The organism is Phycicoccus jejuensis, assembly GCF_000720925.1.
Classification (GTDB): Bacteria; Actinomycetota; Actinomycetes; order Actinomycetales; family Dermatophilaceae; genus Phycicoccus; species Phycicoccus jejuensis.
Window position 1 is genome coordinate 122362 of sequence record NZ_JOEE01000007.1, and the last position, 21047, is coordinate 143408.

A 21047-nucleotide genomic window follows, 5' to 3' on the forward strand; every position below is an offset into this window, starting at 1 on the left:
GCCCTGCCCCGGACGGGCCACCGCCCGCCCCGAGCGACCTCGAGACGGACGCTCCGGTGGCGGACCTGAGGCATCCGCGCAACCCTTGACCAAAGCCTTACCCGACGCTTGCCCTGCCATCGACAAACCGCCCATACGGTGAAACCCGTGCCGCCCGAGGGGGTCGGCACACGATCATCGTGGAGGTGGAGCATGGCCGAGATCACCCGGCTCCCGGGCCCTGTCGCGGACCTGTGGGACTGGCAGCTCGAGGGCTCCTGTCGTCGGGTCGGTCCCGAGGTGTTCTTCCACCCGGAGGGCGAGCGCGGCTCCAAGCGCTCCCGCCGCGCCACCGCGGCGAAGGAGATCTGCCTGGCCTGCCCCGTCATCCAGCAGTGCCGCGAGCACGCCCTGGCCGTCCGCGAGCCCTACGGGGTCTGGGGCGGTCTCACCGAGGACGAGCGCGAGAGCGTCTACGCCCGCCAGCGTCATTTGGCGTCCTGACCGACGCCACCCGATAGCCGGCTCCCGCCCCACGCGGGAGTCCGGTCGGCCCTCCGGGGGGTCGGCCGAGGCAGCGGTGGACCGTGGGGGCGAGAGCCCACGGTCCGCCGCTCCTCACCAGCGCGGAACCGTTCGTGGGGGCGAGAGCCCACGGCCGGCGACCGCGCCCGTGGGACCGCGCCCGGACGGCACTCGTGCTCGCCGTCCGGGCGCGGCCACGCGTAGCCTGACCCGGTGCCCGACGACGCCCTCGAGGTCCCCATCCGTGACGAGTCCATCCGGCTCGGCCAGCTGCTCAAGCTGAGCGGCCTCGTCGACGACGGCGCGACCGCCCGCGAGGTCGTCGAGCGCGGGCTCGTCTACGTCAACGGCGAGGTCGACACCCGCCGCGGCCGCCAGGTGCGGGTCGGCGACGTCGTCGCGCTGGACGGCGGCGGGAGCCTGCGCGTCACCTCCGCCTGACCCGCTCGCCCCACTGATTGCCCTTCCGCCACCTCGCAGAGGCCCGGATCGGGGTCCTGAGGTGGCGGATGGGCAAGAAGTCGCGGTGCAGGCAGAGCCCGGGGTCAGGCGGTCGCGCAGAGCCAGTCGACGCCGGCCGAGACGTGGAGCGCCGTCGTGTCGACGAGCGGCACCGCCGCGTCGCCGTCGCGCAGCAGCAGGCCGATCTCGGTGCAGCCGAGGACGACCGCCTCCGCCCCGTCGGCGACGAGCCGCTCGACGACCCCGAGGTAGGCGGCGCGCGACTCCTCGCGGACGACGTCGCGCACGAGCTCGTCGTAGATGACCCGGTGCACCAGCTCGCGGTCGGCCTCGCCGGGCACGACGACGTCGAGGCCGCGGGCGCGCAGGCGGTCGGCGTAGAAGGCCTGCTCCATCGTGAAGCGGGTCGCGAGCAGGCCGACCCTGCGGTGGCCGCCGGCCAGCAGCGCGTCGGCCGTCGGGTCGGCGATGTGCAGCAGGGGCACCCCGGCCGCGGCCTCGATGTCGTCGGCGACCCGGTGCATCGTGTTCGTCGCGAGCAGCAGCGCCTGCGCTCCCCCGGCCGCGAGCCCGCGGGCGGCATCGGCGAGGAGCGCGGCCGTGGCGGGCCAGTCGTCGGCGTGCTGGGCCGCGGCGACCGGCGCGAAGTCGACCGAGTGCAGCAGCAGACGGGCCGAGTGCAGCCCACCGAGCCGCGCAGCGACCCCCGCGTTGAGCCCGCGGTAGTAGGCCTCGGACGAGGTCCAGCTCATCCCGCCGAGCACCCCGAGCAGCCGCATGCGCCCGACCCTACGCCGCGGCGCCGACGCCGACCGGCACGACGACGCCGCCCGGCCCCCTGACGGGGACCGGGCGGCGTGCGGTGTCGCGGGAGGTGGGGCTCAGTGGCCGTGCCCGTGGCCGTGGCCACCGGCGGCAGCCGGCTCCTCCTCCTTCTTCTCGACGACGAGGGTGTCGGTCGTGAGGACCATCGAGGCGATCGAGGCCGCGTTGCGCAGCGCCGAGCGGGTCACCTTGACCGGGTCGATGACGCCGGCCTTGACGAGGTCCTCGTACTCGCCGGTGGCGGCGTTGAGGCCCTGGCCCGCGGGGAGCTCGGAGACCTTCGCCACCGCGACGTAGCCCTGGAGGCCCGCGTTCTCGGCGATCCAGCGCAGCGGCTCGGCCGCGGCCTTGCGGACGATGTTCGCGCCCACGGCCTCGTCACCCTCGAGCCCGATGGTGTCGAGCACGGCGACGGCCTGGATGAGCGCGGAGCCACCGCCGGAGACGATGCCCTCCTCGATCGCGGCGCGCGTCGCGGAGATCGCGTCCTCGATGCGGTGCTTCTTCTCCTTGAGCTCGACCTCGGTGTGCGCGCCGACCTTGATGACGCAGACGCCGCCGGCGAGCTTCGCGAGGCGCTCCTGGAGCTTCTCGCGGTCCCAGTCGGAGTCGGTGCGCTCGATCTCCTGCTTGATCTGGGCGACGCGGCCCTCGACGTCGGAGGCCTCGCCCGCGCCGTCGATGATGACCGTCGAGTCCTTGGTGACGACGACGCGGCGCGCCTGGCCGAGGGTCTCGAGACCGACCTGGTCGAGCTTGAGGCCGACCTCCTCGGCGACGACCTGGCCGCCGGTGAGGACCGCCATGTCCTGGAGCATCGCCTTGCGGCGGTCGCCGAAGCCGGGGGCCTTGACGGCGACGACGTTGAACGTGCCGCGCATCTTGTTGACGACGAGCGTCGAGAGGGCCTCGCCGTCGACGTCCTCGGCGATGATGACGAGCGGCTTGCCCGACTGGACGACCTTCTCGAGCACCGGCAGGACGTCGGCGATCGCCGAGATCTTGCCCTGGTTGATGAGCACGTAGGCGTCCTCGACGACGGCCTCCATGCGCTCCGGGTCGGAGACGAAGTACGGGGAGATGTAGCCCTTGTCGAACTGCATGCCCTCGGTGAACTCGAGCTCGGTGGAGGCGGTCGAGGACTCCTCGACGGTGATGACGCCGTCCTTGCCGACCTTGTCGAACGCGTCGGCGATGGTGGCGCCGATCTCGGTGTCCTGCGCGGAGAGCGAGGCGACCTGGGCGATCTCGTCCTTGGACTCGATCTCGCGGGCGTTCTCGAGCAGGCGCTCGGAGACGGCGTCGACGGCCTTGTCCATCCCGCGCTTGAGGCCCGAGGGGGCGGCGCCGGCCGCGACGTTGCGCAGGCCCTCCTTGACCATCGCCTGGGCGAGGACCGTCGCGGTCGTCGTCCCGTCACCGGCGATGTCGTTGGTCTTGGTGGCGACCTCCTTGGCGAGCTGCGCGCCGAGGTTCTCGTAGGCGTCCTCGAGCTCGACCTCGCGGGCGATCGTGACGCCGTCGTTCGTGATCGTGGGGGCGCCCCACTTCTTGTCGATGACGACGTTGCGGCCCTTCGGGCCGAGCGTCACCTTGACGGCGTTCGCGAGGGCGTCGACGCCCCGCTCGAGCGCCTTGCGGGCGGAGTCGTTGAACTCCAGTTCCTTGGCCATGGGTGTCCTTTGCTGGGGGTGACGGGCGGCGCGGTGCGCCCGACCCGTCGCGTGGGTCAGGGGGATGCCGGACGCGTCCCGGCGGCACGGGGCCGCCGGGACGCGGTCACGGCGTCAGCGGACTGCTCAGCCGACGACGGCGAGCACGTCGCGGGCGGAGAGGATGAGATACTCCTCCCCGCCGTGCTTGATCTCGGTGCCGCCGTACTTGCTGAAGATGACCCGGTCGCCGACCTGGACGTCGAGCGGGACCCGGTTGCCCTTGTCGTCGATGCGACCGGGGCCGACCGCGAGGACCTCGCCCTCCTGGGGCTTCTCCTTCGCGGTGTCCGGGATGACGAGACCGGACGCGGTGGTCTGCTCGGCCTCGAGGCTCTTGATGACGATGCGGTCCTCGAGCGGCTTGATGGAAACCGACACGGTGTGCTCCTCCCCTTGCTGGGATGAGTCGAAGTGGACGGGGACGTGCGCGTCCGGGCCGTGCTCGCCGTCGCGGGGGTCGACCGCGGCCCGGGGTGCGCTGGCACTCGCACGGGGCGAGTGCCAATGAGGCAAATCTAGGCCGCGCTTAGCACTCGGTCAACTCGAGTGCCAGCCGGGCGCGGCGCGGGCGTCCGGAGGGTTCGCACCGGGCCCCGAGAGCGCGGATGGCAGGATGACCGGCCGTGGACGTCGGCATCGTGCGAGCCCTGGGGTCGCCGGAGGGGAAGGAGCTCCTGCGCTCCCTCCCGCCGTACGACCCCGCGGCGGTGTTCGCACTCCAGGACCGGCTGCGCCGCGAGGGCCACGCGGCCGACTTCGTGGCCGCCGTGCTCACCCAGCAACGGCTGCGCGCGCGGGCCGTCGCGAAGTTCGGCGACTTCGCCGGCGACCTCCTCTACACGCCCGACGGGCTCGAGCAGGCCTCGCGGCTCGAGGTCGCGGCCACGCACGCAGGGCGCTTCTACAACGCCTCGCTGGCGACGGTCCACGACCTCGGCTGCGGCATCGGCAGCGACGCCGTCGCGATGTCGGCGCTCGGCGTCACCGTCCAGGCCGTCGACATCGACCCCGTGACGGCGGCCATCGCCGACACCAACCTGCGGCCCTGGCCCGACTCGCGCGCCCACGAGGGCTACGCCGAGGAGTTCGAGCCGCCGCGCGACCCGCTGCGCTCGCGCGTCGGCGTCTGGCTCGACCCGGCGCGCCGCATCCCCGGCAAGACCGGGCGGCACGGGCGCATCAAGCGGGTGTTCCGGCTCGACGAGATCCGGCCGTCGTGGCAGTTCGTCCTCCAGGTGGCGACGGCGGTGCCGGCCACCGGGGCGAAGCTCTCGCCGTCGATGCCGCACGACGCGATCCCGCTCGGCACCGAGGCGCAGTGGACCTCGTACGGCGGCGAGGTGCTCGAGTGCGCCGTCTGGTGGGGGCCGCTCGCGCAGCGTCCCGGCCGCAGCGCGCGCATCCTCGCGGCCGGGCGGCCGCCGGTCGAGGTCGACGAGACGATGGCCGAGCCGGACCCGCCGACCGCCGAGGGCACCGGCTCGATCGGCGCCTGGCTCTACGAGCCGGACCGCGCCGTGACGCAGGCCGGGTTGCTCGGGGCCGTGACCGGCGCGACGCTCGGGGTCGAGGTCGACACGGGGCTCGGGTACGTCCTCTCGGACGCCGAGGTCGACCTGCCGTACGCCCGGCGGTACGCGGTGCTCGAGTCGATGCCCTTCACCGTCAAGACGCTGCGGGCGTGGCTGGCGCAGCACGACGTGACCGGGCTGACCGTCAAGAAGCGCGGGGTCCGGCTCGACGACGACGAGCTGCGGCGGCAGCTGAAGATCGGGCGCGGCGCCGGCGACGGGGCGCAGGCGACGGTCGTGCTCACGCGGGTCGCGGGCCAACAGACCGCGATCGTCGTCGAGCCCGTGGTGCCGGCCGCCGGCTGAGAGCGGGCGCGAGCAGCCCGAGACCCCGGTTCGTCCGCGAGACCCCGGAACCGTTTCGGGGTCTCGCGGACATTTCGGGGTGACCCCGAAAAGCTGAGGCACCCGGCCGGGTCAGGGGCCGACGAGGTCGCGCGCGCCGAGGACCTCCGGCGGGATGCCGAACGCCTCGACGAGCTCGAGCGCGACAGGCCGGAGGCGCCGCAGCAGCGCCGTCACCTCCCGCGTGATGGCCTTCGAGCGCGGCGCCGACAGCCGGCCGTGCTCGAGGAACCAGCCGCGGTCGGCCTCGATGGTCACGAGCGCGTGCAGGTCGCAGAGCGCCCCGAGCACCTCGCGCGTCGGCCCCTCCGGCTGGGCCCGCACCTGCGCGACGAACGCCTCGACGACGAGCCGCTCGACGTGCGAGCGGGCCGCGGCGATGACGTGGTCCTGCACGTCGTTGAACACCTCGCCCGGCGGCCGGCCGGCGTCGACCCCCGCCTTGAGCCGCCGCGCCACCCCCGCGACCTGGTGCTCCTCGCGGAAGCGCAGCATCGCCAGGTGGTAGTCGGGGTCGAGCAGCCCGGCGTCGGTGTCCGCGCCGTCGCGCCCCGTCGGCAGCACGTCGCGGATGCGCTCGAGCAGCTGGTGGGCCGCGGTGCGCTCGACGACGGTGTCGACGGCCAGCCCGGCGACGAAGCGGACCATCCCGCGCTGGTCGAGGTCCTCGAAGGACGAGGAGTAGTCGGTGAGCAGGCCCTTGGCGACGAGCTGGAGCAGGACGTGGTTGTCGCCCTCGAACGTCGTGAAGACGTCGGTGTCGGCCTTGAGCGCCGCGAACCGGTTGGCCGAGAGGTAGCCGGCGCCGCCGCAGGCCTCGCGGCACTCCTGGATGGCGTGCGTCGCGTGCCAGGTGGCGAGCGCCTTCTGGCCTGCGGCGCGCGACTCGAGGGCGCGCACGTCGCGCTCGGGCGCCTCGGGGGTGTCCGGCGAGAAGACCTCGTGCAGCTGCCGGGCGACCTCCTGCTGGGCGGCGCTCAGCGCGTACGCGCGGGCGACGAGCGGCAGCAGCCGGCGCTGGTGCATCCCGTAGTCCAGGAGCAGGGTCTCGTCGTCGGTGCCGGGCGCCTCGAACTGGCGGCGGCGCAGGCCGTACCGGACGGCGATCTCGATCGCCACCTTGGATGCCGCGAGCGCTCCCCCGCCGACGCTGACGCGGCCCTGGACGAGCGTGCCGAGCATCGTGAAGAAGCGCCGGTTCGGGTTCTCGATGCTCGAGCGGTACGTGCCGTCGTCGTCGATCTGCGCGAAGCGGTCGAGGAGGTTGGCGCGCGGGACGCGCACGTCGTCGAACCAGAGGCGGCCGTTGTCGACGCCCTCGAGCCCGAGCTTGGTGCCGCAGTCCTCGACCCGCACGCCGGGCAGCACCTCGCCGTCGCGGCGGATCGGGACGAGCACCGCGTGGACGCCGTGGGCCTCGCCGCCGACCTCGAGCTGCGCGAAGACGACCGCGAGCTCGCCGTCCTCCGCGGCGTTGCCGATGTAGTCCTTGCGCGAGGCGTCGTCGGGGGTGCGCACGACGATCTCGTCGGTGGCGGGGTCGTAGGTGGCGGTCGTGCCCAGCGCCTGGACGTTGCTGCCGTGGCCGGTCTCGGTCATCGCGAAGCAGCCGAGCAGCCGCCCGGCGAGGATGTCCGGCAGGTAGCGCTCGTGGTGGGCGCGCGTCCCGAGCTGGAGCACCGCGCCGCCGAAGAGCCCGAACTGGACGCCGGACTTCACGACGACGGACAGGTCGCCGTAGGCGAGGGTCTCGAACGACGCGATGGACGCACCGATGTCGCCACCCCCGCCGACCGAGCGGGGGAAGCCGTGGGCGGCCTGGCCCCGCTCGCCGATCTCGACGACGAGGTCGCGGACCCGGCGGCGCAGCTGGGCCCGGGGCAGGTCGCGCTGCTCGTCGAGGAGGTCGGTGTGCTCGGCCAGCGCGGCGCGGACCTCGTCGCGGACGGCGGCGTACGGGCCGTCGAGGACGGCGCGCAGGGCGGCGGGGTCGGCGTCCAGGGCGGGCTGGGCGCGACGGGTCGGGTCGGTGGTGCGGACGGCGTCGGTGGCGGCCATGTCGTCACCATGACACGGCCTCACCGGCCGTCGGCGGCTCCGTGACGCGCGAAGTTACTCACAGGTAGGGGTCGGGCTGGGCGCCCTCGCGGGCGACGGCGGCGGCGCCGGAGGCGAGGGCCGCGTCGAGCGCCTCCTCCCGGGTGGCGCCGCGCGCGAGGGCTGCCGCGAGCGCCCCGACGAACGCGTCGCCGGCGCCGGTCGTGTCGACGACGCCGCCCTCGACCGGGTGGGCCGGCATCGTCACGCCGTCCCACGAGGCGCCGTTGGCCCCGAAGGTGACAAGCAGCGAGGCCGGCTCGGCCCCCGCCTCGGCGAGCGCCTGCATCTCGAGCTCGTTGGCGACGACGGGGTCGCCGAGGGCCACGACGTCGGCGGGCAGCCCCGACCAGGGGGCGACGTTGAGGACGACCCGGGCGCCGCGGCCGGCGGCCACGCGCGCGGCCTCACAGACGACGGTCAGGGGGACCTCGAGCTGGAGGACGAGGACGTCGTCCGGCCCGAGGGCGCGGACGGCGTCGACCTCCGGCGCCCCGAGGTGGTGGTTGGCGCCGGGGACGACGACGATCGTGTTCTCGCCGTCGTCGGACACCTGGACGATGGCGTGGCCGGAGGTCTCGCCCTCGACGACGCGGACGGCCTCGACGTCGATGCCGAGGCGCGCGAGCCGCTCGCGGTAGGCGCGACCGCCGTCGTCGTCGCCGACGCAGCCGGCCATCGCGACGTCGGCGCCGGCCGCCGCCGCGGCGACGGCCTGGTTGGCGCCCTTGCCGCCGGCGAGCCGGCGCAGGCCCTCGCCGAGCACGGTCTCCCCCGGGCGCGGGTGCGACTCGACCCGCGTCACGAGGTCGACGTTGAGCGAGCCGAGGACGAGCACGCGGCCGGTCATCGGACCTCCCCTGCGACGGTGTCGAGCCAGAGCCTTGCGATGCGGGGGCCGTCGATCTCGAGGGCGACCTCGACCATCGCGGGCGAGACGCCGTGGGGGTCGTGCGCCATGTCGCCGCTCCAGTCGCGGGTGTCGACGATGGTGCGCCCGCGCGTCCACGTGCCCGACAACTCGACGCGGACGGGGCGCCGCTCGGTGCGCACCGCCCCGGGCGAGAGGAGCATCGCCACCGCGCCGGCGTCGCCGATCGTCGCGCCGTCGTTGGCGAAGCGCCGGTGGTGGAACGAGATGAGGTCGGCCGCGAGCCGGGCCACCGGGGTGTCGACGGCGCGCAGCGCCTCGACGTCGGCGTCGGTGACCTTGGGGTCGTAGAAGACGTCGAGGCCGTACATCGCGACCGGCACCTCGTGGGCGGCGCAGGCGTCGAGCACCACGGCGGCGGCCTCGGGGTCGTGGAAGACGTTGAACTCGGCGGCGGCCGTCGCGTTGCTGACGTTCGCGCCGCCGCCCATGAAGAAGATGCGGCCGATGCGGGCGAAGGCCTCGGGGTGGACGCGCGCCAGGAGGGCGATGTTCGTCATCGGGGCGAGGGGGACGAGGGTGACCGGCTCTCCCGCCTCGGCCGCGGCGAGCACGGTGTCGCGCAGGAGGTCGACGGCGATGCGGGCGTCCGGCTCGAGGGTGGGTGCGGGCATCCCGAGGTCGGCCATCCCGTCGGAGCCGTGGACGTGGCGGGCGTCGACCGGCTGCTCGAGCAGCGGCCGCGACGCGCCGACGCCGACGGGCACGTCGGTCCGGCCGGCGGTCTCGAGGACGAGCAGCGTGTTGCGCACGACGTCCGCGAGCGGAGCGTTGCCGCCGACGCACGTGACCGCCCGCAGGTCGAGCCCCGGATGGAGCGCCGCGAGGAGGAGGGCGCAGGCGTCATCGACGCCCGTGTCGACATCGAGCACCACCGGGATCCGCTGCACGAGACCGATCATCCACGATCGAGCAGCCGTGACGTCAGGGCCCACCTAGTCACCGGCAACTACAGGGCCCGGAGCTGCGTCAACGTCTCCTGTCGACGCACGCAGAGCCCACGTCATACCGCCCACTGTGGGCGACCCGCTTCGCCCAGATGAACTCCGCATTGCGCGCTCGTAAAAGCCTGCTGCGGCGGACATAAACCCGCCAATTCCGAGCATGCCTCGCCTCGATGAGGCTCTACCTCCAGATGGCCACTTCTCCACCTATACTCAAGGTATGCGTCCGAAGATCAGCGCGATAAATCTAACGACCGGTGGGCAAGTCATCGCGCCCAGTGATCACGTGACGCTCATTGTCGGGCCCAACAACGTGGGCAAGAGTGCGGTTCTCACCACGCTGTTGACCGAATTGAGCACAGACTCTCACGTACAGCGATATGTCGAGCCCCCTGTGGCATCGGTCGTCTGCGCCATGCCCCCTCCGGAGGAGATGCGTAGTCTCATCGCCGCGCGCGCGAAGAGATTCGAGCCCGGAGTTCACCCGTTTGGAACCATCAACGAGACGGTTTACTTCTTCCCAAACGGTCAGCAGCTAACTGAGTCCTACTTGTCCAATGCCCTTGGGCGAACGGATCGGTTGGGACAGTTGGCGGGTGGCATCGTTCTCTTTCTAGGCCCCGAGGGTCGAGGCGCTCCTCTCGCGAGCCAACAGGTGCCTGATCTGGTTAGAGAGACCGCGCGCACCCCCCTCCAAAGACTATGGGAAGACCGTGAGCTCGAGGCCACAGTCACGTCGTATATGCAGCGCGCCTTCGGGCGCGAGATCCTCGTGAATCGCCACGCGGGGGCTCAAGTGCATTTGCATGTTGGGGGGACCGATATCCCCGAGCCAGCCATTGGCGTTCCTGGTCCCTACCTGGCTGAAGTAATGAAATTACCCCTACTGCATCAGCAAGGAGCAGGCATGCAAGCGTTCATGGGGACCATGCTCTCTCTTGCGGCCGACGGTTTCGACATAGTTCTTCTGGACGAGCCGGAGACGTTCCTCCATCCGCCCCAAGCCCGACTCCTTGGCCAGGTCGTGGCTGAAATGAGTAAAGAGCACGATCGTCAAATCATCGTCGCCACGCACAGTGATGACTTCGTCCAGGGCGTGATAAACGCGTCAGCGCACGCAGACACCTCGATTGTTCGTCTTACTCGACCCACAGATGATTCAAATCACGTAGCCCAAGTAGATGCAGATGCCATCAAGGCAATCTACAGGGATCCGCTCCTTCGATTCTCGAACATAATCGACGGGATCTTTTACAAAGGTGTGGTCCTGTGTGAGTCCGAGTCTGATTGCACCTATTATTCGGTCACCCTAGATTCAATGGAGGACGCCGACCTCCTTGCATCGGACCTCTTGTTTACGCAATGCGGAGGCAAGGACAGGCTGGCGAAGGCCTACGGAGCGCTGAGCGCTGCTGCGGTTCCTACGGCGGTGATTGCCGACATTGATATGCTTGCGGATAAAAGTAAGTTCTCCGAACTATTTGAAAGGATGGGCGGCAGTTTCGCCACGATTGAAGCCAGTTACAACGTTCTTGATGCTTCTGTTGCTGCGATGAGAAAGATGCCCACGTACTCGGAGTGTTCAGAGGCATTCGGTAATCTCTCGGGGGATCCTAAGGATCCCGTGACCAAGGCGGATCGGCTCGCTCTCGCAGACGTGGTTCGAGTCGAATCGGGCTGGAAGCAGATGAAGCGCAAGGGGTTCGGGGCTGTAGACAGTGGAGATCCGACTGCCGCATTTTCAAGCATCTTGGCTGCCTGCAAGCTTCTTGGCTTGTTTCTGGTTGAGGTCGGGGAGCTAGAGCGATTCCACCCTCAGATCTCGGGCAATAAGCAGGCGTGGTTGCGTCAGGTGCTGGAACAGGAGCTCTTCCGGAGCGAGCCTTCGGCCCACCCCCTTATGCGAGAAGTCCACGGATTCATCTCGTCGCAGCAATAGTTCTCTCTGAGGACAAGCCGACTGCCGCCTCCTTGGACGGACCCTTCTTGCAGCGCATTGGGAAGCATTCGACCGGGCGTAGCTGCGCCACATCGCCGTCAGATGTGCGATCAGGCTTTTGGCTGCTCCTCGCCGCGGTAAGGGCCTCTGGCATCGTTGATCCGCTGCGCCAGCAAGTCCACATCCGGCCCCGTGTAGATCCGGTGGAAAGCTTCATCCAAGATGGTTACTCCTTGAAGGACCTCCTCGACGGTTATGTCTGAGTCCTCATGAGTGCCCGTGTTGCCAAGCCATCTCGCGGCATCGAATAGCCGTGCAATCTCGCGTCTGCCAGAGGCAGCTTCCCCCCAAGTCTTGATGCGCTTAGCAGCCGAGACGAACCTGCCCTTCTCGTCCGTCGCGCTTACGCCCTGATGCGTGAGAAAGCGCTCGACGCCACTCCTCAGAGCCGTCGCGGCAAGTCCCGGGTCAGAGAGGATCACACGGCCCGCGCGGTGGATAGCCTCCTGGACGTCTGGAGGCGTCGACTCTGGAACCGTCAGCAACAGGACGTGCGGATACAACACCTCGCACTGGTAGAAGCCGGAGTAGTGCGGGCCATCGTCGCCGTATTCAACCTCGCGATTCTCTCTGTAGTTGATTGAATACGACCCTGCGCCGGCGAAAACCGTTCCGCAGCGTGGGTTCTCACAGCGGCCAGCCACAGTGAAGCTGCCGCGGATCCACTCCGGCTCCCAAGCGAAATGCCTATGTGCTGCGATGGAGCTTGTGCTTTCGTGCTGCACCGGCTCCTCGAAGGTGACCCGGCCTGACCCACAGATCGAGCACTGCACGCGGGGCCACTGGTCACCTTCCTCAATCGGCCGAGTCAGCTGGAGCACACCCTTGTCAACGGTCACGTCGCAGACCTTACGCCGCCCGTTGAAGGTGGCCTCGACCCGATTGACTCGATCGTTCGCTGGTTGGTCGAGTTCAGGCTGGCCGTTGCGCAGATCGTCGTAGCCAAGGCAGGATCCTGAACTACCACATACCGCCGCGAGCCGACCTCCTAATCTAATCGCGCACCCCGTCGTGCGGCCGCACTTAGCAACTCCACCCGCGGGCCCGGGACGGGTTGGCGTCCTCCATGAATGCATTCGGACCTGAACCTCAGTCGTCCTTCGGAGCTGTCGCGGAACGTGACCGGTCGGCGCCCGGAGCCGAGTTCGGACGCATTTCGGCGGTGAGGTCGCAGCCGCGCAGCCGCTCGAGGACGTGAGAGTCCCAGCTGTCACCGTTCGGCCACAGAAAAGCCTTCGACGCGCTCCTGGACCGAAAGTCGGCTTAGTTGCCTCTTGATGTGGACTCGGGGGACCGGCTTTGCGTGACCCTCGACAGTGCTCGGGCCGTGGGCGTCAAACCGTAGCCGAACTGCATAATGCTAGCTGCGGGTGCACTACACCAGTGTGTCCGGAGGCGGGGGCCATGATTCAGTGCACCGACTTCGCGCAAGTAGGAAGATGCCATCCTTGCCATTGCCTTGCACTTATCCATGGTAGTTAAAAGCTGTTTGCTCGCGAGCGAGCCTCAATTAACCTTCGTTGCACATCTGAACGCTTCTCGTGCAGGGATGACAGGCGGGCCGCGATGTCGGATTGACGCCGCTGCTGATTTGCTACGATAGTGTGCCAGTTCGGATTTCGCATTGAAGGAGATCGCGCTGACAACGCCCGTGAGTAGTTGGCTTGGGTCTGATAGATGCGCGATTCGATGCTGCGCAACTGTTCCTCCAACCGCTGCACTTTGTTCCACGCTCGCCGTGCCGCCTCTGCCTTACGCTGCTCGCCTGCAACCCGCGCAGCCTCAAAGACACGGGTCTTACTTGCACTGAAGTCGTTCCAGAGGCGATCGTTGTCCGCTCGGTCGCACGGCCCAGACGCCTTCCACTGGTCCGTCAAGGAACGCGCTTGCTCTTTCGCGGCGCGGAAGTCGGACGAGTGTCGGAGCATATTCATCTGCCGGACGAGAGACTCCTTCTTCGACTTGTTGGCAGCCCACTGACGCTTGCGCTCCTCGAACTCCGCGTCTCGTCGGGTGCGCAACTTGGTGCGGGCGGCGTTGAACGCGGCCCAGAGGCGGTCGCTGTCCGCCTTGTCGCACGGACCGATCCGTTTCCACTCCTCGCCAAGGGCGCGCATCCGCTCGCCAGCACTCCTAGTATCCGACGACGCTGCGAGATGTTCCGCTTCGCGAACTAGAGACGCCTTCGCAGCTTGATTCTGGTGCCATGCGGCGCTGCGGGCAGCGAAGTGTGCATCCTGGGCGGCCCGAAATCGCGGCCAAAGAGCAGACTCGGTCGATCTATCCGCTGTGCCGGCTGCCTTCCACTCATCTCGTAACGAACGGAACTCTTGAGCTGCATCCGACCACGAGCGGTTGGCCGCCACCTCAGCCCGTTGGACTAGCTTCCATTTCGCCTTCGCTGGTCCCTCTGGGAAGTAAGCGATCTGGTCGTTCCCAGAGTGGACATCTGTTCGTCCGTCGCTTTCCCACACCCCAGTCGGCCTTCCGGCGTGGTCGATGTAAGCCTGCCGAATGCGTCTCTCCCCCCGGGGCACGGAACCGCCGTCAACGTGAGGCTGTTCGTTCGAATCTCTCGCGAACTGGACGACGTGGTCCGCGTCCGACACGTAGTGGCTATGGGGCCGACTCAGATCACCCACATCGCTCGCTTCCGGCATAACCACCTCCTCCTCCGGAGGATAAGGATGAGATGCGGTAAACGAAAGGGTTGCCACGACGATTTCCTTGGCGCCCGCGAGAGCCACATGTGGACGGTAGGCACGTCTGGATCTAGCCCACTTCGCCGCCAGACGGGGCACGGGCCCTAGTCAGAGGTGGAGCACGTCCCTACATTCAACGGATGGTCTCCGTCGACGATGCTTGGACCCGGATCGAGAGTCACGCTGGTCAGACGTTCCACACCATCACGGGACTGCCCTTCACGTACACAGTGGCCGGGGACTACTTGAAGGTCACTCGCGGAGGTCGCGAGATCAATCGTTCGCTCTCACGTACCAACTTCAGGAAGGCCTGCGCGCACATGCCGGCGAAGGGGCCGAGCGACATCAAGGAAAGCCAGGGCTCGGCGTATACGTGGGCCATCCTGATGGATCGTCGCATCCGGGCCGACGAGTGGTGAGGTGCTGCACTTCGCCGCGAGCCGACACCACTTTGAGGTCGGTGAACCGCTTCGACTGGCGAGCCGCTCTATAGCCTTCGCCGCATGCCCATCAAGCTCGAGAACGTTGCGATCGCCGTCCGCGACCTGGACGCGACCATCGCCTTCTTCACCGACCTGGGGCTGACCGTCCTCGGCCGTGACACGGTCAGCGGCGAATGGACCGACACGGCGGTCGGCCTCGACGGCAACCACGCCAAGATCGCCATGCTCCAGACGCCGGACGGTCACGGTCGGCTCGAGCTGTTCGGGTACATCCACCCCGACGCGATCGAGACCGAACCGACCCGGCCCAACGAGATCGGCATGCATCGAGTCGCTTTCTCGGTCGACGACCTCGACGAGGCCCTCGAGATCGCGGCGAGACACGACTGCTACCCGCTGCGCGGCGTGGCGACCTACGAGGACGTCTAGAAGCTCACCTACGTCCGCGGCCCGAGCGGCATCATCGTCATGCTCGCCGAGGAGCTGCAGCGGAGCTGACGTACCGACGGCGCTGCGCGAGGACCATCGCGCCTCTGTCGCGACTCGCGCCACACCGCCTGGCAACGGACTGGTCGTGGCGGCGGCTCGGGTCTACCGTTCACGGGTCCGGATGCCCGGCCGCGGTCGCGGCGGGCGGGTGCGGGCCGCCAACTGTCGCCGCGTGAGCTGACCCATGTCAGCGCAGACTGCCCTTCTCCCCTACCAACCGGCCACCATGTCGACCGCGCAGCTGGCCGCGGTGTCGTACCTGGCTCGCTACTCGGGGCGAACGCACCGGCTGTACTCGTTCCAGCTGCGGGAATGGTTCTCCTGGTGCGAAGGACACGGGCTGGACCCGCTCGCAGGCATCCAGCGCGCCCATGTCGAGCTGTACATCCGCGGGCTGAGCGAACGCGGATTGATGGACTCCAGCGTGGTGACCATGATGCACGGGGTGCGGGGGTACTTCCGCTTCGCGCACATCGACGGCCTGGTCCCGGCGGACCCGGCCGTGTACGCCCGGCTGCCGACGGTGCACCGGGACGAGACCCGCACCCAAGGGCTCGACCGGCTCGAGCTCATCCGGTTCCTGCAGGTCTCCCAGACCATCACCGTCCACCACGGCGCCCTGGCGTTCCTGCTGGGGATCAACGCATTGCGCGCGTCGGAGGCCGCGGCGGTCCGGATCGAGGACTACGCCGAGACCTTGCGCGGGCACCGCGTGCTGCGGTTGGTCGGCAAGGGCAACCAGCCGGCCACGATGCCGGTGACCGTCCCGGTGCTCCGGGCCCTCGAGGCGTGCCGCGGGCAGCGCGTCGACGGCCCGCTCATCCTGCGCCCGTCGAGCCGCAGCACGCGGCCCCGTCCATCCGGCCCTTCGACGGCGGACCGCCACACGTCGAGAGCGCCCGGCTAGGACCCGAGCGGACCGCGCAGCTGCGTGCCGCTGCCCGCCGGAACGGCGCGACGGTCCAGGCCGCCCTCTGCGCCGTCGCCGCAGAGGCCCTCTCCACCGCCACCCGCAGACCGACGATCCGGATCAACGCCCCCATCGACCTCCGCAGCGCCCTCGGCCTCGAGGACGACGTCGTCAACCGCTTCACCGCCACGACGGTGGCCCTCACGACCAGCCCCGACCGCACGACCTGGGACCTCGTGCGGGAGGCGGCCAGGCAGCTGCGCACGGCCCGACGCAGCGCCCGTGACACGGCGCTCGCCCTCGCCTCGATGCAGCCGGCCGATGCCCTGGAGGCCGAGGCGGCGATGCTCTCAGCCACCTCGTCCGATCTCGAGATCACCAACCTGGGCGTGGCGCACGCGCCGTCCGCAGTGAGGGCGCTCTGGGGTCCGACGATGACCACACAGGTCAGGGACGAACGCATCCTCGGTGTCGTGACTCACGCCGACGCCCTGCGGATGACACTCACCAGCCACGACCACCCGGCCGGCCTTGCCGCCGACATCCTCGGCCGGCGCGAGCGTCTCTGAGATCCCCCGACCGGCTGACGGGCGCCGCTCGCCGGCGGGTGCGCGCTCCGCGGAGTCAGCGTGACCGACCCACACCGTCGCGCCGGCCCGGCCTCGTCACGACGGGTCAGCGGGTTCGTCGAGGAGCGCGTCGAGGAGCTGCAGGGCGCGGAGCTGGGGGCCGTTGTAGAACTGCACCAGCGTCTGCGCCAGCACCACGTCGGCCGCCCGCTGCCCGTGCGGTGACCGGGCGGTCAGGTCCCGCAGGGCCGGGTGGGCCGCCCGGGTGCGGCGGGCGGAGCCCACCAGCTGCCGGGCGACGTCCTCGACCGCCGCGTCGTCGGCCTCCTCGGGCAGGGACTCGAAGGCGTCGACCGCGGGGTCCGGGGTCATCATGGCCCGGGCGAGCTGGTGCAGGTCGGCGGGGTCGAGGACGGCCGAGAACACGGTGAGGACCGACTGCTGCGCCTCGGAGAGCTCGCGCCCCACCGGCGCGAAGCCGGAGGGCAGCTGCAGCGGCGCCCGGTGCCGGCGTGCCGCCGCGAGCTCCTCGCGCAGCCGGGTGAGCCGGTCGATGGCCGCCTCCATCTCGGCGTCGAGGAGGTCGATCTGCTCCCCGAGTCCCTGGCCGCCGAGGTCCCACTCCGGGATGTCGGCCAGCGGCACCCCGAGGTCACCGAGCCGGATGATCTGGAGGAGCCGGACGAGGTGCGGCACCCCGTAGTGCTTGTAGCCGTTGGACCCCCGCTCCGGCTCCTCGAGCAGCCCCATGCGGTGGTAGTGCCGCACCGTGCTCACCGACGTGTGCGCCAGCTCCGCCAGCTGCCGGGTGCTCCATGCCATCGGGGACCTCTCGGGGTGCGGTGCGGGTGGACGAACCGGTGGGGCGGGCGGCCGGGCGCCCGCCCCACCGTACGCGCGGGCGGTCACAGCAGCGTGTGGACGAGCCACGGCACGAGGCGGGTCAGCGACCACGCCTCCCAGAGCGCGCCGACCACGAGGAGGAGCAGCGCGGCGAGCACCAGCCGCCCGAGACGACGGACGCCGATCCCGTACGCCTCCCGACGGGTCGACGCCCCTACGGACGCCGGCCGCAGCCAGGCCCGTCCGAGGACCCACGCGCCGAGCAGGAGCAGGACGTAGGCCTCGAACTCGATGAGGACGGTCAGCGAGTGCGGGATGAACGCCACCCGCAGGGTCGGCGTGGTCGGCGTGAGGGCGATGCCGATGGTCAGCGCCTTCCACGCGAAGAGCGGCAGCCCGAGGAACGGGACGACCATCGAGGGCAGGACGATCAGCGCCGCCCCCACGGTGAGGGTGTTGACGGCGAGGATCGTCAGGGCGAACAACCACGGGTTGCCGAACACCCGCAGGACGAGGTCGGTCTGACCGGACTCCTCGAAGCCGGCCGCCTGCGCGGCCACGAGGTCGGGGAAGAGCAGGCCCAGGAGCATCCCGACGAGCAGGATGCCGAAGGCGCCGGCGTTGAGCCAGAGGAACGGGCGCAGGTCGCTCCGGACGACGTCGACGGTGCTGCGCAGGACGGTCGGCATGGTGGGTTCTCCGTGGGGTCGGGGCTGCCGGCGCGCCTCGTGGGCGCCGTGTCGGTCCCATCCGAAACCGTGCTGTCGGAGCAGGGTCAAGTCGGGCATCGCCGGCCGCGATCGGCGCACCGGGAAGCCGGGCGTCAGCGTCGGGGCCCGACGAGGCGGTCGACTGCCTCACGGGTCGCGGCGGCGACCAGGGCGTTGTCGGGCTCGGCGTCCGGGGTGTCCTGCCGGGTGAAGACGGCGACGACGACGGGTGCCCGTCCGGCCGGGTAGACGACCGCGATGTCGTCACGAACGCCGTACTCGCCGGTCCCGGTCTTGTCGGCGACGGGCCAGGCGGGGTCGACACCGGCACGGACGGTGGCGTCCCCGGTCGTGCACCCGAGCATGAGGTTGCGCAGAAGCGTCCGGTCCCCGACCGCGAGGTCGGAGCCGAGGACGACGTCGCGCAGGCCTCGCGCGAACTGCGCGGGGGTCGTCGTGTCGCGGGGGTCGCCCGGCAGTGCCTCGTTGAGCTCGGGTTCGACCCGGTCGACCCGGGTGACGCGGTCACCGTGCTCGCGCAGCCACGCCTGGACCGCCCCCGGGCCGCCCAGCCGCTCGACGAGCAGGTTGGCGGCCGTGTTGTCACTGAACCGCAGCGCGGCGTCGAGCAGCTCGCGCACCGTCATCCCCGTGTCGACGAAGCGGCTGGTCACCGGCGCGTACTCGAGCAGGTCCTCCCGGGTGTAGCGGACGACCTCGTCGAGGTCGGCGTCGCTCGAGCGGTCCAGCACCGCCGCGGCGATGAAGGTCTTGTTGGTGGAGGCGAAGGGGAAACGGGTCCCGGAGCGCCACGAGACGGTGCGCCCGGTGGCGGTGTCGATCGCGGTCACGCCCAGCGTGGCGTCGTGCACGCGCTCGAGGGCGGCGAAGGCCCGGTCGGAGGCCCTCGAGCCCACCCCCTCGTCCCGGACCGAGGTCGCGGTCGTGACGTCGGCGCCCGTCGGCGCGAGGGGCGCCGCGGCGACCGCCGGCCCGATCGAGAGGACGCCGACCACGGACGACGCGAGGAGGAGGGATCGGGTGCGGGTGAGGCGGTGAGGCCGTCGGAGAGATGTCATGCCGCCACGTTCGCCGGGCCCGCCCGTGCGCGCGAGTGCGCGATCGCGCAGTTCCATGCCGATCCGGCATGGCTCGCGTCCGGCGCTCCACGTACGGTGAGGGCGTGGACCTGCTCGCCGCCTGCCGTGTGCTCGTCGAGGTCGACGAGCGGGGCAGCGTCACGGGCGCGGCCGGTGCGCTGGGCATCGCCCAGTCGGTCGCGAGCCGGAGGTTGAGCGCTCTCGAGCGACGGCTCGGCGGCACCCTGCTCGAGCGACGGTCGCGGCGGACCGGGCTCACACCGCTGGGACGTGACCTGGCCCCGACCGCCCGGCGTCTCGTGGCCCTGGCCGACGAGCTCGAGCTGGATGCGGCGAGGGCGCGGCTGCGTCCGCTCACCCTCGCCGTCCCGCGCCACTGCGCCGAACGGGACCTGGCCGCCGTCGCCGCGGCGGCGCGAGTCGCGGGGATGAACGTCGAGCCCGTCCCCGCCGACCCGAACGAACGGACAGACCTCGTGGCCAGGCAGGCGGCGCGGGTCGGCGTCGTCGCGGTCCCTGCGGACGACGGGACGTGGTGCACGCCGCTCGGCGCCGCCGGGGCGGTCCGTGCGTCCGGCGCCCCTGGGCCGCTGCGCCTCGCGCAGCTGCGTCCCTCGCGCGCCGGCCGGGGTCGGACGGCCACGCCGGCAGGGGCGCGTCTGCGCACGACTCCCGAGGACGACGTGCCGCACCTGCGCGACGTCCTCGTCCGGGCCGGCGCCGCGGCCGGGCTCGCACCGGGCCAGCTGCCGGTCGACCGCAGCCGTACCGCGGCCCTGACCGGCGTGCTCGCCGACGGCGACCTCCTCCTCTGCTCCGAACGCGAGGCCGAGGACCTCGGCCTAGCCTGGCGTCCCCTCGGGGGGGTCGACCTCGTGCGCGGCCACCGGCTGTACGGTGACAGCGGCGACGACGTGGCGGCGCTGCTGGCGGCGGCGGCCGCCGAGCTCGCCGACGCGTTGGGGGCCGATGGAGCACGGCGTGCCTGAGCCGGCCCGCACGGCCAACCTCCGGGAGGCGCTGCGGGCGGACCTCGCGGACGCCGGGCTGCGCGCGAGCCTGCTGGCGCGCAACCTCGGGACCGGGCGGGAGGTCGCGATCGACGCCGACGTGCTCACCCCCGCCGCGTCGCTGGCCAAGCTGCCGCTGGCGCTGGCCGTCCTCACCCGGGTCGACGACGGGCGGCTCGACGGCGGGGCGCGCATCGAGGTCCCACCCGGGCAGCCGCACGAGGCGACCCCCGGGCTGGGCCGCCTCCGGCACCCGGCGGTCGTGGCGGTCGAGGACCTCGTCGGCCTCGCACTCACGGTCAGCGACAACGCCGCCGCCGACGCCCTGCTGCGGCTCGTCCCTCCCGCCGAGGTCACCGCCGACCTCGACGCGCTCGGCGTCGCGCCGATGGTGGTGCGCCACCCCTTCGCCGAGCTGTCGGACACGCCGCTCGACCGGCTGCCGGCCCACGAGGGGCACCTCGCCCACACCCTCGCGATCCGCGGCAGCACGCCGGCCCACGGGCACCCGGTGCGGCAGCTGGACGTCGCCCGCACCAACGTCGTCACCGCCCGGTCGACAGCGGACCTGCTCGAGCGGGTGTGGACCGGCCGCGGGCTGCGGCCCGCGGTGGCCGAACGCCTGCGCGAGCACCTGCACGGCAACGCCCTCCGTCATCGGCTGGCCCCGGACCTCGCCTCGGACGACGCCCGCTGGGCCTCCAAGACCGGCTCCCTTCTCAACCTGCGCCACGAGGCCGGCGTCGTCGAGCATGCCGACGGCACGCTCGTCGTGGTCGTGGCCCTCAGCACGTCGAGCGTGCCGGCGTCCGTGCAGCCCGCCGCCGACGCGAGCCTCGGCGCCGCGGCGCGGGCCGTCCACGACCACGTGCGCTGAC

20 protein-coding genes and 1 pseudogene are annotated in these 21047 nt (G+C 70.8%); 10 read left to right on the top strand and 11 right to left on the bottom strand.

What is annotated here, in order from left to right:
- Window positions 1–192: 192 nt before the first annotated feature.
- The gene (locus tag IG69_RS0114115) at window positions 193–483 is read left to right on the top strand and encodes a WhiB family transcriptional regulator (RefSeq protein WP_030528815.1); all 291 of its coding nucleotides are present in this window, start codon (window positions 193–195) and stop codon (window positions 481–483) included.
- A gap of 234 nt (window positions 484–717) precedes the next feature.
- Window positions 718–945 (top strand): RNA-binding S4 domain-containing protein, encoded by a 228-nt coding sequence (locus tag IG69_RS0114120; protein WP_030528816.1) that lies wholly within the window; start codon window positions 718–720, stop codon window positions 943–945.
- Between the two features lie 104 nt (window positions 946–1049).
- Here IG69_RS0114120 and IG69_RS0114125 read toward each other — a convergent pair whose 3' ends face one another.
- The 3 genes from IG69_RS0114125 to groES all read right to left on the bottom strand — a co-directional run bounded on the left by IG69_RS0114125 (window position 1050) and on the right by groES (window position 3884).
- Entirely contained in the window at window positions 1050–1745 is a 696-nt protein-coding gene (locus IG69_RS0114125) for an aspartate/glutamate racemase family protein (RefSeq protein ID WP_030528817.1), read from the bottom strand.
- A gap of 102 nt (window positions 1746–1847) precedes the next feature.
- Window positions 1848–3464 carry a chaperonin GroEL gene (groL, locus tag IG69_RS0114130; protein ID WP_030528818.1) on the bottom strand — a complete coding sequence of 539 codons (1617 nt, stop codon included), beginning with the start codon at window positions 3462–3464 and terminating at the stop codon, window positions 1848–1850.
- 126 nt (window positions 3465–3590) lie between these two features.
- Window positions 3591–3884, bottom strand: coding sequence for a co-chaperone GroES (groES, locus tag IG69_RS0114135; RefSeq protein WP_030528819.1), 294 nt, complete (start codon window positions 3882–3884; stop codon window positions 3591–3593).
- Window positions 3885–4129: 245 nt separating this feature from the next.
- On the opposite strand from groES, the gene IG69_RS0114140 reads away from it, so the two are divergent.
- Window positions 4130–5383 carry a class I SAM-dependent methyltransferase gene (locus IG69_RS0114140; protein ID WP_030528820.1) on the top strand — a complete coding sequence of 418 codons (1254 nt, stop codon included), beginning with the start codon at window positions 4130–4132 and terminating at the stop codon, window positions 5381–5383.
- A 111-nt stretch (window positions 5384–5494) separates the two neighbouring features.
- Here IG69_RS0114140 and IG69_RS0114145 read toward each other — a convergent pair whose 3' ends face one another.
- From IG69_RS0114145 to IG69_RS0114155, 3 genes are read right to left on the bottom strand one after another with little or no spacing between them, the layout of a single operon-like run.
- Window positions 5495–7480 carry an acyl-CoA dehydrogenase family protein gene (locus IG69_RS0114145; protein ID WP_030528821.1) on the bottom strand — a complete coding sequence of 662 codons (1986 nt, stop codon included), beginning with the start codon at window positions 7478–7480 and terminating at the stop codon, window positions 5495–5497.
- A gap of 58 nt (window positions 7481–7538) precedes the next feature.
- A complete protein-coding gene (locus tag IG69_RS0114150) occupies window positions 7539–8369 on the bottom strand; it encodes a PfkB family carbohydrate kinase (protein WP_030528822.1) in 831 nt (276 codons plus the stop codon).
- Complete coding sequence (locus IG69_RS0114155) at window positions 8366–9340, bottom strand: nucleoside hydrolase (RefSeq protein ID WP_245616159.1); 975 nt, start codon at window positions 9338–9340, stop codon at window positions 8366–8368. Before IG69_RS0114155 ends, IG69_RS0114150 begins: the two co-directional genes overlap by 4 nt.
- Window positions 9341–9614: 274 nt before the next feature.
- On the opposite strand from IG69_RS0114155, the gene IG69_RS21715 reads away from it, so the two are divergent.
- Entirely contained in the window at window positions 9615–11333 is a 1719-nt protein-coding gene (locus IG69_RS21715; protein WP_169742068.1) for an ATP-dependent nuclease, read from the top strand.
- A gap of 110 nt (window positions 11334–11443) precedes the next feature.
- Here the strand turns inward: IG69_RS21715 and IG69_RS0114165 are convergent, their stop codons facing one another.
- On the bottom strand, window positions 11444–12232 hold the full coding sequence (locus IG69_RS0114165) for a DUF4145 domain-containing protein (RefSeq protein WP_030528825.1): 789 nt from the start codon (window positions 12230–12232) through the stop codon (window positions 11444–11446).
- A 639-nt stretch (window positions 12233–12871) separates the two neighbouring features.
- The gene (locus tag IG69_RS21720; protein ID WP_084696816.1) at window positions 12872–14053 is read right to left on the bottom strand and encodes a DUF349 domain-containing protein; all 1182 of its coding nucleotides are present in this window, start codon (window positions 14051–14053) and stop codon (window positions 12872–12874) included.
- Between the two features lie 182 nt (window positions 14054–14235).
- Between IG69_RS21720 and IG69_RS0114170 the strand changes: the two genes are divergently transcribed.
- The 4 genes and pseudogenes from IG69_RS0114170 (at window position 14236) to IG69_RS23180 (ending at window position 16506) form a co-directional block, all read left to right on the top strand.
- Window positions 14236–14514 (top strand): hypothetical protein, encoded by a 279-nt coding sequence (locus tag IG69_RS0114170; protein ID WP_030528826.1) that lies wholly within the window; start codon window positions 14236–14238, stop codon window positions 14512–14514.
- An 84-nt stretch (window positions 14515–14598) separates the two neighbouring features.
- Window positions 14599–15036 (top strand): annotated as a pseudogene (locus tag IG69_RS20360) (VOC family protein).
- A 217-nt stretch (window positions 15037–15253) separates the two neighbouring features.
- Window positions 15254–15934 carry a tyrosine-type recombinase/integrase gene (locus IG69_RS0114180; RefSeq protein WP_157577600.1) on the top strand — a complete coding sequence of 227 codons (681 nt, stop codon included), beginning with the start codon at window positions 15254–15256 and terminating at the stop codon, window positions 15932–15934.
- Entirely contained in the window at window positions 15817–16506 is a 690-nt protein-coding gene (locus tag IG69_RS23180) for a phthiocerol/phthiodiolone dimycocerosyl transferase family protein (protein ID WP_342666168.1), read from the top strand. The genes IG69_RS0114180 and IG69_RS23180 overlap by 118 nt, the downstream gene beginning before the upstream one ends.
- 96 nt (window positions 16507–16602) lie before the next feature.
- On the opposite strand, the gene IG69_RS0114190 is transcribed toward IG69_RS23180, so the two are convergent.
- The 3 genes from IG69_RS0114190 to bla form a co-directional block, all read right to left on the bottom strand.
- Window positions 16603–17328, bottom strand: a complete 726-nt coding sequence (locus IG69_RS0114190) for a MerR family transcriptional regulator (protein WP_030528829.1) — start codon at window positions 17326–17328, stop codon at window positions 16603–16605.
- Window positions 17329–17411: 83 nt separating this feature from the next.
- Window positions 17412–18038: a stage II sporulation protein M gene (locus IG69_RS0114195; RefSeq protein ID WP_036830198.1), complete on the bottom strand. Its 627-nt coding sequence runs from the start codon at window positions 18036–18038 to the stop codon at window positions 17412–17414.
- A gap of 134 nt (window positions 18039–18172) precedes the next feature.
- Complete coding sequence (gene bla / locus IG69_RS20365; RefSeq protein ID WP_036830200.1) at window positions 18173–19138, bottom strand: class A beta-lactamase; 966 nt, start codon at window positions 19136–19138, stop codon at window positions 18173–18175.
- Between the two features lie 104 nt (window positions 19139–19242).
- Here bla and IG69_RS0114205 point away from each other — a divergent pair, with 104 nt between their 5' ends.
- Window positions 19243–20148, top strand: coding sequence for a LysR family transcriptional regulator (locus tag IG69_RS0114205; RefSeq protein ID WP_030528832.1), 906 nt, complete (start codon window positions 19243–19245; stop codon window positions 20146–20148).
- Window positions 20141–21046, top strand: coding sequence for a serine hydrolase (locus IG69_RS0114210; RefSeq protein WP_245616160.1), 906 nt, complete (start codon window positions 20141–20143; stop codon window positions 21044–21046). The genes IG69_RS0114205 and IG69_RS0114210 overlap by 8 nt, the downstream gene beginning before the upstream one ends.
- Window position 21047: the final 1 nt, after the last annotated feature.

Bases quoted from the DNA above. Each gene is read 5' to 3' on its own strand.
- IG69_RS0114115 (WP_030528815.1), top strand. From the start codon at position 193: ATGGCCGAGATCACCCGGCTCCCGGGCCCTGTCGCGGACCTGTGGGAC.
- IG69_RS0114125 (WP_030528817.1), bottom strand. From the start codon at position 1,745: ATGCGGCTGCTCGGGGTGCTCGGCGGGATGAGCTGGACCTCGTCCGAG.
- groL (WP_030528818.1), bottom strand. From the start codon at position 3,464: ATGGCCAAGGAACTGGAGTTCAACGACTCCGCCCGCAAGGCGCTCGAG.
- IG69_RS0114145 (WP_030528821.1), bottom strand. From the start codon at position 7,480: ATGGCCGCCACCGACGCCGTCCGCACCACCGACCCGACCCGTCGCGCC.
- IG69_RS0114150 (WP_030528822.1), bottom strand. From the start codon at position 8,369: ATGACCGGCCGCGTGCTCGTCCTCGGCTCGCTCAACGTCGACCTCGTG.
- IG69_RS21715 (WP_169742068.1), top strand. From the start codon at position 9,615: ATGCGTCCGAAGATCAGCGCGATAAATCTAACGACCGGTGGGCAAGTC.
- IG69_RS21720 (WP_084696816.1), bottom strand. From the start codon at position 14,053: ATGCCGGAAGCGAGCGATGTGGGTGATCTGAGTCGGCCCCATAGCCAC.
- IG69_RS0114170 (WP_030528826.1), top strand. From the start codon at position 14,236: ATGGTCTCCGTCGACGATGCTTGGACCCGGATCGAGAGTCACGCTGGT.
- IG69_RS0114180 (WP_157577600.1), top strand. From the start codon at position 15,254: ATGTCGACCGCGCAGCTGGCCGCGGTGTCGTACCTGGCTCGCTACTCG.
- IG69_RS0114190 (WP_030528829.1), bottom strand. From the start codon at position 17,328: ATGGCATGGAGCACCCGGCAGCTGGCGGAGCTGGCGCACACGTCGGTG.
- IG69_RS0114195 (WP_036830198.1), bottom strand. From the start codon at position 18,038: ATGCCGACCGTCCTGCGCAGCACCGTCGACGTCGTCCGGAGCGACCTG.
- bla (WP_036830200.1), bottom strand. From the start codon at position 19,138: ATGACATCTCTCCGACGGCCTCACCGCCTCACCCGCACCCGATCCCTC.